Here is a 16546-nt window from a genome sequence, read left to right on the forward strand (position 1 = left end):
CCAGCTCATCTACCCCCCGATCGCATTGCCGAAACGCACGGTTCAGACACTGTGCGCGACATCTCCACCCCTGGAACAATCAATTTGCTGCCGACGATCTGCACCCCCATCCACATCAGTCACCTCGGACAATTTACAGGCCCCTCAGCTACTTGGTGCCCGAGCTCGAACCAGATTCGACAGTCGCTGATCGAGACTATCGGTACACGCCGACAGACCGACGAAAGAACGCGCCGACCAGGGTCGGCGCGTTCTTTCGATTGAAGGTACGAAGCTTCAGGAAAAACCCACACCAGTCACACTCTTCAGGTGTTCACTGGTGACGCCTGGAGCGAGCTCCACAAGCTCCAGCCCGTCCGCGGTGACGTCCAGCACTGCCAGGTCGGTGATGATCCGGTGGACGACGCCCTGCCCGGTAAGCGGCAGGGTGCACGCCTCGACGATCTTGGGGTTTCCGTCGCGATCGGTGTGCTCCATCACGACGATGACGCGGCGGGCACCGTGGACCAGGTCCATCGCCCCGCCCATGCCCTTGACCATCTTGCCGGGGACCATCCAGTTGGCGAGGTCACCGGTCTTCGACACCTGCATCCCGCCGAGCACCGCGGTGTCGATGTGGCCGCCGCGGATCATCCCGAACGAGAGGGCCGAGTCGAAGAACGCAGCACCAGGATTGACAGTGACGGTTTCTTTACCTGCATTGATGAGGTCGGCATCGACCTGATCATCGGTCGGATACGGTCCGGTACCGAGGATGCCGTTCTCGCTGTGCAGGACCACCTTGACACCCTCGGGCAAGTAACTGGGGATCAGCGTCGGCAGGCCGATACCGAGGTTGACGTACTCACCCGGCCGCATCTCGGCAGCAGCGCGAGCGGCCATCTCGTGGCGGGTCCAACCGATACGAGTTTCCTCTGCGCTGCTCACTTGGTACCTCCTGAGACGGTCCGCTTCTCGATCCGCTTCTCCTGTGGGCCTGTGTGCACGACCCGCGCGACGAACACACCAGGTAGGTGCACGTGTGCGGGGTCGATGTCGCCCGGCTCGACGAGGTTCTCCACCTGCGCGATGGTGATCCGGCCGGCCATGGCAGCAAGCGGGTTGAAGTTCATCGCCGTCTTGTTGAAGACGAGATTTCCTTCGGTGTCGCCGTAGTCCGCGTGCACGAGCGCGAAGTCAGCGGTGATCGCCTCTTCCAATACATACGTGCGGCCACCGAACACTGCCGTCGCCTTCGGTGGCGACGCCACGGCGATCGAACCGTCCGGGTTGTATCGCCACGGCAAGCCGCCCTCGGCGATCGGTGTGCCGACGCCGGCCGGAGTGTAGAACGCCGGAATGCCCGTACCGCCTGCTCGCAGCCGTTCGGCCAGCGTCCCCTGCGGCGTCAACTCCACTTCGAGCTCACCAGCAAGATACTGGCGGGCGAACTCCTTGTTCTCCCCCACGTACGACGCCGTCACCCTGGCGATCCGGTGCGCGCGGAGCAGAATGCCGAGACCGTAGTCGTCGACACCGCAGTTGTTGGAGAACACCTCGAGATCGGTGGCGTCGCCGTCGGCGATCGCCGCGATCAGTGCGTCGGGAATACCGCACAGCCCGAAGCCGCCCACTGCGAGCCTGGATCCGCTCGCGATGTCGGCAACTGCCTCAGCTGCCGTATTCACGACTTTGCTCATCCGTTAGTTCTCCTTCTGCTGAAAGATTCCGGCTCGGTGAAGAAGCTTCTCGGCGTGACGAAGAACGGGAGCGTCGACCATCTTGCCCTCGAACGCGAACACACCACGTTCAGTAGACACCGCGGCAAGCACTCGTGTGGCCCAGTCGATCTCTTTTTCCGAAGGTGCGAAGGCACCACGGATGACCTCGACCTGACTCGGGTGGATCGCAACCTTCACGTCGAAGCCGACTGCGACAGCATCAGCGGACTCGACGCCCAGGCCGACGAGGTCCTTGATGTCGAGATACACGGAATCGACAGCCAACCGGCCGTAGCTCTTCGCAGCCAGGAGAGACGTCGATCGGACGTGCTTGGCAACGTCGCGGTACGAACCGTTCGGGTGCCTGCTCGAATTACCGCCGAGACCGGCCACAAGATCCTCGGCTCCCCACATGACACCGATGGCGTTCGCAGCAAGCGCGATGTCGGCCACGGCGAGGGCTCCTCGCGGAGACTCGACGAGTGCAACCACGTCCGCCGGTGCGAGCGAGAGGACGTCCTCGGCCGATTCGCACTTGGACAGCATGAGACGCGAATAGTGTGTGCCGTCCAGCGCGATCAGATCGAGTTCGTGATCAGGCGTACCGACCGGATTGACACGCACAATCGTCCGGTCCGGATCGAGAGGAGTGTCGATCAGGGCTGCACGTGCGGCTTCTTTGTCGGCCGGAGCCACCCCGTCTTCGAGATCGAGGATCACGACGTCGGCAACGGCGGCCGCCTTCGCGTAGCGCTCGGGACGATCCGCCGGGCAGAACAACCAGGCCGGCCCCGGTGGCGTCCACGTCATGAGGACACCTCGGCCGGGCGGAGCTGCACCAACGTCTTGCGCGTGGCAAGTGCGACGACATCGCCGTGCTGATTGCGCCCGGTGTGCACGAGCGTCACGATGCCTTCGCCCGGACGGCTCTTCGACTCACGCTTGTCCGCGATGAGCGTCTCGGCGTACAGGGTGTCCCCGTGAAAGAGCGGCTTCGGGAAGCTGATCTCGGAGAAACCGAGGTTCGCGACGATGGTGCCCTGCGTCAACTGCGCGACCGAGAGGCCGACGATGGTCGACAGGGTGAACATCGAATTGACCAGCCGCACACCGAATTGAGTGCCTTCGCTGTACGCAGCATCAAGATGCAGCGCCTGCGTGTTCATCGTCAGAGTCGTGAACAGTACGTTGTCAGCCTCGGTCACCGTTCGGCCTGGGCGATGCTCGTAGATCGCGCCGACCTCGAACTCCTCGAACCAGAGTCCGCGCTGAGTGATCTTCTTGGGGTTCGTCACAACCCTGCCTCACGGGCGATGAGCATCAACTGCACCTCGGTGGTTCCCTCACCGATTTCGAGGATCTTGCTGTCACGGTAGTGGCGCGCGACGGCGTACTCGTTCATGAAGCCGTATCCGCCGTGGATCTGGGTGGCGTCGCGGGCGTTGTCCATGGCAGCTTCGGAGGAGATGAGCTTGGCGATGGACGCCTGCTTCTTGAACGGCTTGCCCGACAACATGAGTGCGGCCGCGTCGTAGTACGCGGTACGTGCGACGTGGGCGCGGGCCTCCATACGCGCGATCTTGAACGCGATGGCCTGGTTGTGTCCGATGGGCCGACCGAACGCCTCGCGCTCCTTCGCGTACTTGATCGACTCGTCGACGCAGCCCTGGGCGGCACCGACGCTCAACGCGGAAATGGCGATGCGGCCTTCGTCGAGGATGCGCAGGAAGTTCGCGTAGCCGCGGCCACGCTCACCGAGCAGATTCTCTTCGGGGACGCGAACATCGGCGAACGTGAGGGGATGGGTGTCGGATGCGTTCCAGCCGACCTTGTTGTACGCGGGCTCGGCCGTGAAGCCGGGGGTCGTTGTCGGTACCAGGATGGTCGAGATCTCCTTCTTGCCACCGTCCTTGACACCCGTGACCGCGGTGACCGTCACGAGCTTGGTGATGTCGGTGCCCGAGTTGGTGATGAACTGCTTGTTGCCGTTGATGATCCACTCACCGCTGTCGAACTTCGCGGTGGTCTTGGTGCCGCCGGCGTCGCTACCCGCCCCCGGCTCGGTCAGGCCGAAAGCAGCCAACGACTTTCCGCTGGTGAGCTGCGGGAGCCACTCTTCCTTCTGTGCCTCGTTGCCGAAACGGTAGATCGGCATGGCGCCGAGGGACACACCAGCTTCGAGAGTGATCGCGACGCTCTGGTCGACCTTGCCCAGCTCTTCGAGCGCCAGGCAGAGTGCGAAGTAGTCGCCGCCCATTCCGCCGTACTCCTCGGGGAACGGCAGGCCGAACAGTCCCATGTCGGCCATCCCGGCCACTACCTCGTACGGGAAGGTGTGGTTGGCGTCGTGCTCGGCAGCAACCGGTGCCACGACGGTCTTCGCGAAATCCGCAACAGTCTTGGCGAGCTGCTGGTATTCGTCCGGAAGCGCTCCGGTGGCAAGGTAATCGGACATCAGGCGTCTTCCTTCTGCGTCGTGTTCTCGGTCTTTTCTTCTGCAGTCTCTTCGTCCGCGACAGGTACCACGCGGGCCAGAACCTGATCCACCATCACCTGATCGCCCTGACGGACAAGCACTTCCACGATCCCGTCGATCGGGGACGTCAAGGAGTGCTCCATCTTCATGGCCTCGACAACGACGAGTGGTTGTCCCGCGCTCACTGCCGCGCCGTTCTCGACGTTGACTGCGATGACGGCACCGGGCATGGGGCTGGCGATTTCGGCGTCACCGGCATGCTTGTCCTCACCGCGAACGCTGACTTCGGCAACCTCGCGCACGTGCCAGGTTCCGCCGCCTGCCAGCCACAGACCACCATCGGTCTCGGCGACGACAAACGTGCGTCGGCGTCCGTCGATCACTACCGCCAGTTCGGATCCTGTCAGGGTCGCGCTGAATGCGCGCGGCTGTGAACCTTCGACCTCGACCTTTGCATCGGCGGGAACGCCGATGATCGCAACGTGCGACGTTCGGGTGCCGGCGGCGAGCCTGATGCTGGTCGGAGCGGGAGTTCCGACGCGCCATCCACTCGGGACGTCCCAGGGATCAACGGATTCCGAAGTCGTCCATCGCGAGAGCCAGCGATACGCCGCGGCAGCAATGAGAACCTCGTCGGAGGCGTCGGCTGCGACAAAGTCTTCGACGCGACGATCGAGCAGACCGGTGTCGAGGTTGCCCGCGATCACATCCGGATCAGCGAGGAGGAATCGTGCGAACTCGATGTTGGTCACGACTCCGAGCACTGCGGTGTCACCGAGTGCGCGATCGAGCTTGCGCAGTGCGCCTGCGCGGTCGGGAGCATGGGCGATGACTTTGCTGAGCATCGGGTCGTAGTCACTGCCGACGACGGTGCCTGCGAGCAGTCCCGAATCGACGCGCACGCCGGAACCTGACGGCTCGACCAGATCGACGACGCGGCCGCCGGTCGGCAGGAACCCACGGCCCGGATCCTCCGCGTAAACACGAGCTTCGATAGCGTGCCCGGTCAGTGTGATGTCGCTCTGGGAGAAGGCCAACTTCTCCCCTGCTGCCACACGAACCTGCCATTCGACCAGATCCAGTCCGGTCACCATTTCGGTGACGGGGTGCTCGACCTGCAGGCGGGTGTTCATCTCCATGAAGAAGAACTCGTCCGGCTTGTCGGCGGAGACGATGAACTCGACAGTGCCGGCGCCGGTGTAATCGACGCTTCGAGCGGTGTTGCAGGCTGCCGCGCCGATCCGGTCGCGGGTCACCTGATCGAGCAGCGGCGACGGAGCCTCTTCGATGACCTTCTGGTGACGCCGCTGCAGGCTGCATTCGCGCTCACCGAGGTGAACGACGTTGCCGTGCTGGTCGGCGAGAACCTGGACCTCGATGTGCCGGGGCCGCAGGACGAATCGCTCGAGGAACAGGGTGTCGTCGCCGAACGACGACGCGGCCTCACGGCGGGCACTGCGAAGAGCCTCGGCCAGATTGGCCGGATCCTCGACCAGACGCATTCCCTTGCCGCCTCCGCCGGCCGAAGGCTTGACCAACACCGGGTAGCCGATGTCCTCGGCCGCTGCGATCAGTTCTTCGTCGGTCAGATTGGGGCGAGCGATACCCGGGACCACCGGTACGTCGAACGCGGCAACGGCGTTCTTCGCAGTGATCTTGTCACCCATCACCTCGATGGCGTGCTCGGAGGGGCCGAGGAAGGCGATTCCGGCAGCCGCACAGGCAGCCGAGAACGCCGAGTTCTCCGACAGGAAGCCGTAACCGGGGTGAATACCCTGAGCACCGGTGGACTTGGCAGCGTCGATGACCTTGTCGATGACGAGGTAGCTTTCACGCGCCGCGGCCGGTCCGATGTTGACGGCAGTGTCGGCCTCGCGGACGTGGCGAGCATTCGCGTCGGCGTCGCTGTAGACGGCGACGCTGCGAATTCCCAACTCACGCAACGTGCGGATCACGCGAACCGCGATCTCACCGCGGTTGGCCACGAGAACAGTATCGATAGTGCGCAACTCAGTCATTTCGCTCACATCCGGAAGACGCCGTAGGAGACCGGCTCGATCGGCGCGTTTGCGCACACCGAAAGGGCCAGGCCGAGAACAGTTCTGGTATCTGCGGGATCGATGACACCGTCATCCCACAGCCGCGCAGTGGAGTAGTACGGATTGCCCTGAGCCTCGTACTGCTCACGGATCGGCGCCTTGAAGGACTCTTCGTCCTCGGCCGACCACGGATTGCCCGCGCTGTCGAGCTGCTCGCTACGAACCGTCGAGAGCACCGAAGCTGCCTGCTCGCCGCCCATGACCGAGATGCGCGCGTTCGGCCACATCCACAGGAAGCGAGGCGAATACGCGCGTCCACACATGGAATAGTTGCCGGCGCCGTACGAGCCGCCGATGACAACTGTCAGCTTGGGGACCCGTGCACACGCAACTGCCGTGACCATCTTGGCGCCGTGCTTGGCGATGCCGCCGGCCTCGTAGTCGCGTCCCACCATGAAGCCCGCGATGTTCTGCAGGAACAGCAGCGGCACACTGCGCTTGTCGCACAGTTCGATGAAATGTGCTCCCTTCATGGCGGATTCGCCGAAGAGCACGCCGTTGTTGGCGATGATGCCGACCGGGTGGCCCTCGATGTGCGCGAAACCGGTGACGAGCGTCTTGCCGTATTCAGCCTTGAACTCCTGGAACGCGCCACCGTCGACGAGCTTGGTGATCACCTCGTGCACGTCGTACGGAGTACGGGGATCGGTCGGGACGACGTCGTACAGCTCGCTCTGATCGGCGACGGACGGAACCGTGGAGATGACGTCCCACGGGCGCTCGGAGCGGGGGCCGAGCGTGGCAATGATGTTGCGCACGATCCGAAGTGCGTCGCGGTCATCCTCGGCCAGGTGATCGGTGACGCCGGAAACCTTGGAGTGCAGGTCGCCGCCGCCGAGCTCTTCGGCCGTCACGATCTCACCGGTGGCAGCCTTCACGAGCGGCGGTCCGCCGAGGAAGATGGTGCCCTGGTTGCGGACGATCACTGCTTCGTCGCTCATCGCGGGCACGTAGGCGCCGCCCGCGGTGCACGAACCGAGAACCGCGGCGATCTGGGGAATCCCCTTGGCGCTCATGGTCGCCTGGTTGAAGAAGATCCGGCCAAAGTGCTCGCGGTCCGGGAAGACCTCGTCCTGGCGCGGCAGGAAGGCGCCACCAGAATCGACGAGGTAGATGCAGGGAAGGTTGTTCTGCAGCGCAACTTCCTGCGCGCGCAGGTGCTTCTTCACCGTCATCGGGTAGTACGTGCCGCCCTTGACCGTTGCGTCGTTGGCAACGATGACGCACTCGCGACCCGACACACGGCCGATACCGGTGATGACGCCGGCGCCCGGGCACTCGTCGTCGTACAGGCCGTTGGCCGCCAGTGGGGACAGCTCGAGGAACGGGCTGCCCTGGTCGAGCAGCGAGTCGACGCGATCTCGCGGCAGCAGTTTCCCTCTGCTCACGTGGCGCTCGCGAGAGCGCTCGTTGCCACCCAGCGCTGCTTGCGCCAGTTTCTTCTTCAGTTCGTCCACCAGAACGGTGTGATCGGACCGGTAGCCCGATCCTTGCGTGATTCCACTGGGAGTCATCCCGCCGCCTTCGCCATGAGTTAATGCTCGATAACTGAAACTAGATTAACTATGATTAACTGAGTTGTCCAGAACACAAGCGAAGAAAGATCGAGAGAATGACCTCTGAGCAGGTAGCAGCTCCGACGCGACGCGATCAGATGAAGGCCGACCGTCGTCGTCAGCTCTTGGATGCCGCCGCACGGTTGATCGCCGAACGCGGATTCGTGAGTGTGCGACTCGAAGACCTCGGCGCGGCCGTCGGTATCAGCGGCCCGGCCGTGTACCGGCATTTCCCCAACAAGGATGCCGTCCTCGTGGAACTTCTCGTCGGCATCAGCACGCGCCTGCACGAAGGCGGTTCTGCGGCAGCGGAGGCAGCGGTCTCACCGAGCGCCGCTCTCGACGCACTGGTGGAGTTCCACCTCGACTTCGCGCTCGGCGAGCCGGACCTGATCCGCATCCAGGACCGCGACCTCGAAAGCCTGCCGGCCGACGCGCGTCGACAGGTACGCCAAACGCAGCGCAAGTACGTCGAGGTGTGGGTCGGGGTCCTCGAGCAACTCGATCCCCAGCTCGATCAGGCGGATGCCCGCATCAAAGCGCATGCCACTTTCGGTCTGATCAACTCGACCCCTCACAGCGCCAACCCAGCTTCGCCGGCACGCGCACGTCGCGTCCTGCGGGATATGACGCTCGCCGCACTGCGCACCCACTGAAACCGGACACGGCACAATCGGTGGCAGACTGGTTACACCAGCTAACAGATGAGGGTGCCGAACGTGGAAGACAGCAGTGGGGTCAGCAGAGCCGATTTCGCCGAACTGCGGACCGAGTTCTCCCGCTTCATGATGTTGTACCAATTCGGAATCTCCGAACTGATGACCAAGGTGAACATCCTCAAGGACGAGTTCACTCACATCAATCAGTACAGCCCCATCGAACACGTGACGTCACGGGTCAAGTCGCCGGACAGCATCCTGCGTAAGGCTCAACGCCTGAACATCCCGCTCACGATCGACGACATCTCGAAGAACATCTTCGACATCGCCGGCGTGCGCATCACCTGCAGCTTCATTTCCGACACGTACCGGATCGCCGAGATGCTCACCAGCCAGACGGACCTTCGGGTGATCGAGCGAGAGGACTACATCGCCGATCCGAAACCCAACGGCTACAAGAGCTTGCACCTGATCGTCGAGGTCCCGGTTTTCATGAGCGATCGCGTCAGGCACGTACCGATCGAACTTCAGATCCGCACCATCGCGATGGATTTCTGGGCGAGCCTCGAGCACAAGATCTATTACAAGTACAACCGCGAGGTTCCCGTCGAGCTTCTCGACGAACTCACCGAGGCTGCTGCCGCGGCACACCGCCTCGACGTCAAGATGGAACGCCTCAACGACGAGTTCGCGAAAATCAAAGCGCTACCGCATCCCGACGACGAAATCCTCGAGCAGGATCTGCCGGCGCAGTTCCTCGAGGCGCTGCATCTTCAGCGACGGGCGCTCTGAATTTACGGCGACCCTCCCCTGAGCGAACGCGCCTTTCGGCGCATCTGAGGCGACGAAAGTGCCGTTCGCTCACAACTGGGGTCGGACAACTAGGGCAAGCCAAAAGTGCGCCCTCCCGAACTTCGGGAGGGCGCACTTCGCGAATTGCGTTGGCTTGCTATTTCTTGCCAGTGACGGCGCTGTAGCCGATCGAGAGCACGGCCGCCGCGGCGATGCTGATGATCCAGCGGATCCAGTCGATTCCACCGGTGTCGCCCTTGTCCGAGATCGCTCCCCAGACCCAGTACCCGATAAGCGCTCCGGCGATACCCAGCACGACGGTCACGATCATGCCGTACTGCTGCTTACCTGGCAGCACGAGACGAGCCAGGATTCCGATGACTGCGCCGAAAATGATGGTTCCGATAATTTGCCCCATGACAGCCCCTCTCACACGTCGTGCATGCACGCGGACGGAAGATCACCGCTCAGGGAAACAATAACCACAGTCACACACAACTGTCGCTTGTTGACCGAATTATTGTCCGAGATGCAACCTCGACGCGTTACATCCACGACATTCGCGAGTTATTTTTTCGCAATCAAGCAGACCTACCGTTCTGATCCATGCCAACTTCCGTAAGACTGCCGAACAGCGAGCTCGCGCGACTCGCCAACAAGCCGCCCTGGTACCGATCACTGTTCGTGCAATTGATCGCCGCTATCGTCATCGGGGTTCTCATCGGCTGGTTGTGGCCGGAATTCGGCGCGAATCTCAAGCCCCTCGCCGACGGCTTCATCAAGCTGATCAAAATGCTGATCGCGCCGATCATCTTCTGCACCGTCGTGATCGGGATTGCTCACGTCGGGGACCTGAAGGCCGTGGGGCGTATCGGCGTCAAAGCACTCATCTACTTCGAGGTCGTGACCACCTTCGCCCTGTTGTTCGGGCTGCTCATCGGAAATCTGATGAAGCCGGGTGCGGGATTCAACATCGATCCGGAGACGCTGGCGAACGGTGCGGACGCCGTGGCCGCCAAGACCGGAAGTGGCGAACTTCCCCACACCGTGGAATTCCTGCTCAATATCATTCCGGTGTCGATAGTTTCGGCCTTCGCCGAGAACGCACTCCTCCAAGTCCTCTTCTTCGCCGTACTGTTCGGGCTCGCCTTGGCCAAGGCAGGTGAGAGTGGACCACCAATCGTGTTCGAACTCGTCGATCGTCTGAGCCATCTGTTCTTCACGATCATCGGCTGGATCATGAGACTGGCGCCGTTGGGCGCTTTGGGCGCGATGGCGTACATCGTCGGCCAGTACGGGATCGCTTCGCTCGGAAGTTACGGAAAGCTGATCGCCGCATGCTATCTTGCGGCCGTCCTGTTCATCCTCATCCTGGCGGCGATAGTCAGGTACTTCACGGGCGTGAATTTGTGGAAGTTCGTCAAGTACATCAAGGACGAACTCTTCCTCGCGTTGGGAACGGCGTCGACCGAAGTAGTTCTGCCCCGAATCATGGTCAAGCTCACCAACGCCGGATGCTCGCGCACTACAACAGGATTGGTGGTGCCTACCGGCTACTCGTTCAATCTCGACGGCGCCACGCTGTACCTGTCGATCTGCATGCTGTTTCTGGCTCAGGCGCTCGGCGTGGACCTGACACTCGGTGAACAGATCACTGCCGTCCTGGTACTGATGCTCACGTCCAAGGGAATGGCCGGCGTGCCGGGATCGTCATTCCTGGCACTGTCCGCCACCGTGGCCGCAATCGGTCACGGCGCAATTCCGGTTGCCGCAGTCGCCCTCCTACTGGGCGCCGATCGAATCATGGATTCGATGCGGGTGTCGGTGAACCTGCTCGGGAACTGTGTCGCAACCTTCGTGGTCGCCAATTGGGAGGGGCAGCTCGACAAGGAGCGCATGCGCCGAGTGCTCGACGGAGAAGACGTTCCACCGCTCGAGGAAGTCGATCCGATCACCGGGAAAACTGTTCCGGCACCGGAGGCCGAAGCACTCAAGACAGTTTCAACGCCGTGATGCGGTCTTCACTGGAACGCAACAGCACCTTGTCCCCCACCCACAGCTCCCGCGGCATCGCCCAGGGGGTGAACTTGTCGTCCCCGTCCTGATCCACCCGAACCTCCCAACTACGTTGGCCTGTACGGACATCCGTTCCGTAGACGTTTCCCTCGTCGATAACGACATCGCCGTGCCAGACAACCGCCCCGGCGCGCTCGGCGTTTGATCGCCACAAGACCTCACCGGTGAAGAGGTCCACGAACTGGACCTCGGGCTCGGAACCGGAACGGGTCACGGCAACCACGTTGCCGATCACCGCCAACGACTGTGCGGTGTCGAAGAGTTCACTGTTGGACCACAATTTCTCGCCGGAAGTCCGGTCGAAACCGCTGTGTCCCAGAATGATCGGAGTCGATCCTCCTGCGGGATTATCTCGGCTGTATCGCCCGCCGTAGTACGAGGACTCCGAGGGCAGTTCGTCCGTCCTGGCGAACTCGCGCCCGTTCTGATCGAGCGCGTACTCACTTGTCGGACGGCCATCGCCTTCGCAACCGCCATCCGACACCAATGTCACGCCGTCCGACGATGTATGCGCGGTCGAACAGGTGGAGTAACCGTGTACCCACCGCTGTTCGCCCGTCTTCAGATCGAATCCCAGAGACTCGTCGAGAGCGATCACACCAAGATCGCCGTGCACCGACATCACCGGATCGACGTATCCGGCTTCCCACGATCCACCGACGTCGAACGCTTTGGACCAGTTCGCTTCCGGATCGTCGACGGTTCCGCTGTGCACGCGAACGTCGTTGCTCTCGATATCACCCTCGAGCGCGAGGACCGTGTCACCCGAGACAACCGCGATGATCGGTGCCCACGGCGTCTTGATGTCTCGACGCTCTCCTGTCTCGATATCGAAAAGTGAGTACGAACCACCGGATACGTACGGCCCGGAGAAACACAGCACCGAACTGCCGAGCAGAGTCTCGGAGCAACCACCGATGTCGACCGCCGACGTGCGCCAACGAACTGTGCCATCTTCGGCGTCCAATCCGACCAATTCTGCGTCGTCCAACGAATACGCCTGACGATCCGGCATACCGATCATCGTGACCACGAGTGATCCGGCGTCGATGAATCCGCCCATGTCCATGTTGAATTCGGTGCCGACAAGTGGGCTCCGAAATATCGCGAACTCGCGCCCGAGAATCTCGGAGGCCTCGACGCTCCATAGCGGCGACGAGATCGCTGTCGGTTCGGAACTCGTCGACGTGACCACCGTGGCGATGGCGGCAGTGACGGTGACTACGGCTGCGGCGGCCGCGATCCGAAGGCGCGATTTCGGGGAGAATCTGGTGGTCATCGAATCTCCAAGCCTTCGGTCGTCGCGAGAAACTCCAACTGCTCGAACGTCATCGGCACGTTCGGGATCGCAGCCGACGACGAAACCGAGACTTGGGTCCCATTCGGGCGGGTGACGACCACCGACCTGCTCGTTTCCTGCGTCGATTCTGCTTTCGAGCCGTCATTTGTCATGGGCACGGTCGCGTAGTTCCGTTCGTCTCGCTCGATCACGGATCCATCCGGTCGCGTCACGACCTCCAAGGGGTGCCCGTCGTAGGAAGGGTCGTATTTGTTGGGCTCCTCGGGGAGTGGTTGTCCGCCGGTAATTGTCATGTTGAGCGTCGACTCGCTGTCTCCCGTCCGGGTGAGAAGTCTCTGACATGCAGTGGACTTGTCATTCTCCGCCACCGTCAGAGTGCCCGGTCCGGTATCAAGAATCGGAAAACCCGGAGGTACAGCGCGCCATCTGACTTCGAGTACCGCGTTGAGACGTTCGATCGTCGCGCGATCGAGTTCGGCCACGTCGCCAGAGTCTCGGGGGATCCCGTGGCACCCGGGCGAAAGCGGTGCCGTACCCGGCGGAGCAGGCGTCGTGATTCGCAGTTGCGGCAGGCTGACCAGAGAAACCAGTTCGTCGATGGTCAGTGGAAGCGCGCCGCTTGCCTGAACCTCGGCGCCGACTCGATCGGTAGTGTCATCGAGATAGGCGTGAACTCGTGTGCCATCGATACCGTAAAGGAACGCCGAACGAGAAAGAGTGCGTTGTCCGTTGATTTCACTCCACGAGTCCTGCACGTCCACTACTGAACCATCCGCGAGTGAGCGACGTTCGACGAGAGAACCGGCAACGCACGGAGGAACCGGCGCCTTACTGCTGTTGACCGAGACCGACAGTCCACCACTGGCCTCGCCTCGAAGTATTGTCGCCGACGCATCAGTGGACGCCAGATCCTCGATCGTCCATCCCTCGGGCAACTCGTCCGAGGTCGACGGTGCCGAGATCGGACCGAACTGGAGTGATCGGCTCGGACTGGCGAACTTGATCTCGACGCCGTCCGGAATCGCATCGGCGACCGCATCCGACATCGATACAGCCTTGGCGCCGGAAAACCACGGAAAACGTGGGTCGTCGTACGCGTCGTCGCCGCCTGTCGATGTGAAGATCGAGATTCCGTGGTCATCGTCCGGCGCTTCGACGCTTTCACAACCCGGAATCGTTGTCGGGTACACCGCGCTCGGCGTGACGTACGAGAATTCAGGCACGTCCTCCGGCGAAATCTCGTCCGGTGTAGACGTCATGGTGATCGAAGATGACGCAGCTACCGAGATGTCATCGGACGGCGAGCTGCTCCACCGATCCACCAGCCCGGCAACCACTGTCCCACCGGCGACCAGGGAGACGACCGTCAGCGCGAAGGTCCACTTCTCGGCCCGCTTCGAATCGGTTTGCTCCTTCGACACGTACCCTCGCAGTCACTGTCACGGCTCGCTCCCGATGCGCGTCGCCTCTGGAAGTCCTGTCGCGATCACAGCGATTTCTGTTACCAACCGGATGGTTTCCTATCGCGCGAGCGCCGCATGAAGACAGAAGAACGGGGTGCCAGTTGCTGTGCAACCGGCACCCCGTCCTGACGACCTGAGTGCTTAAACCCTCACCGGCACCTGATTCGGGTCTGGATCGGAATCCGGATCCTGCTCGATCGGAATCCGCCGAATCGCTTCACCCTCGATGTCGACGTTCGGCAGGATCTTGTCGAGCCACGCGGGCAACTTCCACGCCGAATCACCGAGGATCGACATAACCGCAGGGATCACGATCATGCGGATGATGAAGGCGTCGAAGAAGACTGCCGCCGCGAGACCGAAGCCCATCATCTTGCTTGTCGTCTCCGAGGACAGCATGAATGCGCCGAACACGGAGATCATGATGATGGCCGCCGATGCGACCACGCGAGCACCATGGGTGTAGCCGGAGATGATGGCGTCCTTGGCCGACAATCCGTGCACGTATTCCTCGCGCATTCGCGTCACGAGGAACACTTGATAGTCCATCGCCAACCCGAAGACCACACCGATCATGAAGATCGGCAGGAACGAGATGATGGGTTGTGTGTGCTCGATCAGCCCGAAGTCGCCCAACTGGAAAATGGCCACCGTGGCGCCGAAGGTCGCACAGACGGAAAAGAGGAATCCGAGAGTTGCGGTCAGCGGCACCAAGATCGAGCGGAAGACGACCATCATGATGATGAACGCCAGCCCCACAACCACGATGAGATACGGGATGAGCGCGGAACTGAGCTTCGACGACATGTCTGCAACGATCGCGGTTTGACCCGCTACACCGAGTTCTGCGCCTTCCGACTTCACCGTCGATCCGTAGTCCCGGATCTGATTCATCAGCTCGTGGGTTTCGGGGCCGCTCGGAGACATCTGCGGGGTGACCGCGATGAGCGCAGAGTTTGCGCCCGCCATCGGGTTTGCCGCGTCCGGTCCGTTTCCGACCCACATCAACTGATCCGGCGTTGCGACGTTGTCGAGGCCCTTGATGTGCGCGACAGTGCCTTCGGCAATCGCAGTGATGTCGGTACCGTCGGGCGCGTCGAGCACGACGAACAATTCACCGTTGACGCCTTCACCGAATCCTCGTTGCAGGAGGGCCAGTGCCGGTCGCTCTTCGTCTTGAGTGAACGAGAGTCCGAGTTCGAGCTTCGTCATCGGAATAGCCGCGATCACCAGGAGGACCAGAGCAGCACCCGCGATCGGCCACGGGTACTTGGTGACTATCTTGGCCCAGCGATGTCCGTTGGATTCCATCGTCTCGGGCTCGTCACCGTGGCGAAGCCCGGGAATACGAGGCGAGAACGCAAAGCGGCCGAAGATACCCAGAACGGCTGGGATCAACGTGATTGCGCCGAGTACGGCGATGATGACGGCAACCGCTGCCGAGATTCCCATCTGCGTGATCATCGGGACCCCGACGACCGCCAGGGCTGCCAGCGCAACCACCACTGTCAGGCCTGCGAATACGACCGACGAACCGGCTGTACCTACTGCGCGTCCGGCAGCAGCTTCCCTGGTTCCGCCCAGATTGAGCTCACTGCGGTAGCGCGAGACGATGAACAACGCATAGTCGATCGAGACTGCGATGCCGATCATCGTGACGATTCCCGTGACACCTTCGTTGATGTCGAAGAAGCCCGAGCCGAGTGTGACCGTCAGAGTGGCCAGCGCAATTCCCAAAATTGCAGTGAACAACGGGATGAACGCCGCGATGAGTGCGCCGAACGCCACGATCATCACGATGAACGCCACCGCGAAGCCGAGCATCTCCGACAGACCGCCCGCGGCCTGCACCTGCATCATCGAACCGGTGCCTTCGACTTGCAGGCCACCGGTGCGGAATTTTGCCATCAAATCGAGGAACGCCGTCTTGTTCGCCTGCGTCTGATCCTCGATGCGAATCGACTGATTGAGCTGGATCAGCCCGACCTTGCCGTTGTCGCCGAGAACGGCGGACGCCACCGCCGGATTGGCCTCCGCGAGCGTGACCGGATTGACGATCTTCTCGGGATCGACGATGTCCGGCAACGTCTTCGCCTGTGCGATCAACTGGTCGATCTGATCGCTGTGCGCGGCAAGCCCGTCGTCTGCCGCGATGAGAATGCTGGTCGACGCCTGAGTTTGCTGCTCCGCGGCAGCTGCAAAGTTCTCGTTCATCAACTCGGTCGCACGCTGTGAATCCGTGCCCGGAAGATTGAATTCTTTGGAGAACGTCGGATTTGTGGCGCTGATAGCGCCCCCCACCACCGCGATCACGATAATCCACGCGGCCACCACAAGATACTTGTGGCGGAAAGCGAACTTCCCCAACCTGTAAAGATACGTAGCCAACGTAGGCCTCTCTCGCCGTGGACTGGTCTGTCCGAAG

The 16546-nt window shown here is 62.0% G+C and carries 14 protein-coding genes; 3 read left to right on the forward strand and 11 right to left on the reverse strand.

Translation table 11 applies throughout. From position 1 onward, the window contains the following. Positions 1–276 precede the first annotated feature (276 nt). The 7 genes from B0E55_RS14320 to B0E55_RS14350 are packed head-to-tail and all read right to left on the reverse strand — an operon-like array spanning position 277 to position 7789. Positions 277–882: a 3-oxoacid CoA-transferase subunit B gene (locus B0E55_RS14320; RefSeq protein ID WP_174531772.1), complete on the reverse strand. Its 606-nt coding sequence runs from the start codon at positions 880–882 to the stop codon at positions 277–279. A gap of 41 nt (positions 883–923) precedes the next feature. After that, the gene (locus B0E55_RS14325) at positions 924–1679 is read right to left on the reverse strand and encodes a CoA transferase subunit A (RefSeq protein WP_080909943.1); all 756 of its coding nucleotides are present in this window, start codon (positions 1677–1679) and stop codon (positions 924–926) included. 3 nt (positions 1680–1682) lie between these two features. After that, positions 1683–2510 (reverse strand): HpcH/HpaI aldolase/citrate lyase family protein, encoded by an 828-nt coding sequence (locus B0E55_RS14330; protein ID WP_020906880.1) that lies wholly within the window; start codon positions 2508–2510, stop codon positions 1683–1685. Continuing rightward, entirely contained in the window at positions 2507–2995 is a 489-nt protein-coding gene (locus tag B0E55_RS14335; protein WP_020969025.1) for a MaoC family dehydratase, read from the reverse strand. The genes B0E55_RS14330 and B0E55_RS14335 overlap by 4 nt, the downstream gene beginning before the upstream one ends. Further along, entirely contained in the window at positions 2992–4155 is a 1164-nt protein-coding gene (locus B0E55_RS14340; protein WP_020906879.1) for an acyl-CoA dehydrogenase family protein, read from the reverse strand. The genes B0E55_RS14335 and B0E55_RS14340 overlap by 4 nt, the downstream gene beginning before the upstream one ends. Further along, the gene (locus B0E55_RS14345; RefSeq protein WP_080910021.1) at positions 4155–6194 is read right to left on the reverse strand and encodes an acetyl-CoA carboxylase biotin carboxylase subunit; all 2040 of its coding nucleotides are present in this window, start codon (positions 6192–6194) and stop codon (positions 4155–4157) included. Before B0E55_RS14345 ends, B0E55_RS14340 begins: the two co-directional genes overlap by 1 nt. 5 nt (positions 6195–6199) lie before the next feature. Then, positions 6200–7789, reverse strand: coding sequence for a carboxyl transferase domain-containing protein (locus B0E55_RS14350; RefSeq protein ID WP_080909944.1), 1590 nt, complete (start codon positions 7787–7789; stop codon positions 6200–6202). Positions 7790–7887: 98 nt separating this feature from the next. Here B0E55_RS14350 and B0E55_RS14355 point away from each other — a divergent pair, with 98 nt between their 5' ends. Together B0E55_RS14355 and B0E55_RS14360 are read left to right on the forward strand one after the other, a co-directional pair. Further along, on the forward strand, positions 7888–8487 hold the full coding sequence (locus B0E55_RS14355; RefSeq protein ID WP_080909945.1) for an SACE_7040 family transcriptional regulator: 600 nt from the start codon (positions 7888–7890) through the stop codon (positions 8485–8487). Positions 8488–8535: 48 nt separating this feature from the next. Then, positions 8536–9282 (forward strand): GTP pyrophosphokinase, encoded by a 747-nt coding sequence (locus tag B0E55_RS14360; RefSeq protein WP_019744227.1) that lies wholly within the window; start codon positions 8536–8538, stop codon positions 9280–9282. Between the two features lie 157 nt (positions 9283–9439). On the opposite strand, the gene B0E55_RS14365 is transcribed toward B0E55_RS14360, so the two are convergent. Continuing rightward, complete coding sequence (locus B0E55_RS14365; RefSeq protein WP_003942027.1) at positions 9440–9700, reverse strand: GlsB/YeaQ/YmgE family stress response membrane protein; 261 nt, start codon at positions 9698–9700, stop codon at positions 9440–9442. Between the two features lie 188 nt (positions 9701–9888). Between B0E55_RS14365 and dctA the strand changes: the two genes are divergently transcribed. Next, on the forward strand, positions 9889–11295 hold the full coding sequence (gene dctA, locus B0E55_RS14370; protein WP_080909946.1) for a C4-dicarboxylate transporter DctA: 1407 nt from the start codon (positions 9889–9891) through the stop codon (positions 11293–11295). Here the strand turns inward: dctA and B0E55_RS14375 are convergent. The 3 genes from B0E55_RS14375 to B0E55_RS14385 form a co-directional block, all read right to left on the reverse strand. After that, complete coding sequence (locus B0E55_RS14375; protein WP_080909947.1) at positions 11273–12637, reverse strand: outer membrane protein assembly factor BamB family protein; 1365 nt, start codon at positions 12635–12637, stop codon at positions 11273–11275. The genes dctA and B0E55_RS14375 overlap by 23 nt on opposite strands. Next, positions 12634–14079, reverse strand: a complete 1446-nt coding sequence (locus B0E55_RS14380) for a hypothetical protein (RefSeq protein ID WP_080909948.1) — start codon at positions 14077–14079, stop codon at positions 12634–12636. Before B0E55_RS14380 ends, B0E55_RS14375 begins: the two co-directional genes overlap by 4 nt. A 183-nt stretch (positions 14080–14262) precedes the next feature. Continuing rightward, a complete protein-coding gene (locus B0E55_RS14385) occupies positions 14263–16509 on the reverse strand; it encodes an MMPL family transporter (protein ID WP_070387076.1) in 2247 nt (748 codons plus the stop codon). Positions 16510–16546 lie beyond the last annotated feature (37 nt).

This window comes from Rhodococcus sp. 66b (genome assembly GCF_002076325.1).
Classification (GTDB): domain Bacteria; phylum Actinomycetota; class Actinomycetes; order Mycobacteriales; family Mycobacteriaceae; genus Rhodococcus_F; species Rhodococcus_F erythropolis.

Coding starts and splice junctions, on each gene's coding strand:
- dctA (WP_080909946.1), top strand. CDS start 9,889: ATGCCAACTTCCGTAAGACTGCCGAACAGCGAGCTCGCGCGACTCGCC.
- B0E55_RS14330 (WP_020906880.1), bottom strand. CDS start 2,510: ATGACGTGGACGCCACCGGGGCCGGCCTGGTTGTTCTGCCCGGCGGAT.
- B0E55_RS14375 (WP_080909947.1), bottom strand. CDS start 12,637: ATGACCACCAGATTCTCCCCGAAATCGCGCCTTCGGATCGCGGCCGCC.
- B0E55_RS14345 (WP_080910021.1), bottom strand. CDS start 6,194: ATGACTGAGTTGCGCACTATCGATACTGTTCTCGTGGCCAACCGCGGT.
- B0E55_RS14350 (WP_080909944.1), bottom strand. CDS start 7,789: ATGACTCCCAGTGGAATCACGCAAGGATCGGGCTACCGGTCCGATCAC.
- B0E55_RS14355 (WP_080909945.1), top strand. CDS start 7,888: ATGACCTCTGAGCAGGTAGCAGCTCCGACGCGACGCGATCAGATGAAG.
- B0E55_RS14365 (WP_003942027.1), bottom strand. CDS start 9,700: ATGGGGCAAATTATCGGAACCATCATTTTCGGCGCAGTCATCGGAATC.
- B0E55_RS14320 (WP_174531772.1), bottom strand. CDS start 882: ATGGCCGCTCGCGCTGCTGCCGAGATGCGGCCGGGTGAGTACGTCAAC.
- B0E55_RS14360 (WP_019744227.1), top strand. CDS start 8,536: ATGAGGGTGCCGAACGTGGAAGACAGCAGTGGGGTCAGCAGAGCCGAT.
- B0E55_RS14340 (WP_020906879.1), bottom strand. CDS start 4,155: ATGTCCGATTACCTTGCCACCGGAGCGCTTCCGGACGAATACCAGCAG.
- B0E55_RS14325 (WP_080909943.1), bottom strand. CDS start 1,679: ATGAGCAAAGTCGTGAATACGGCAGCTGAGGCAGTTGCCGACATCGCG.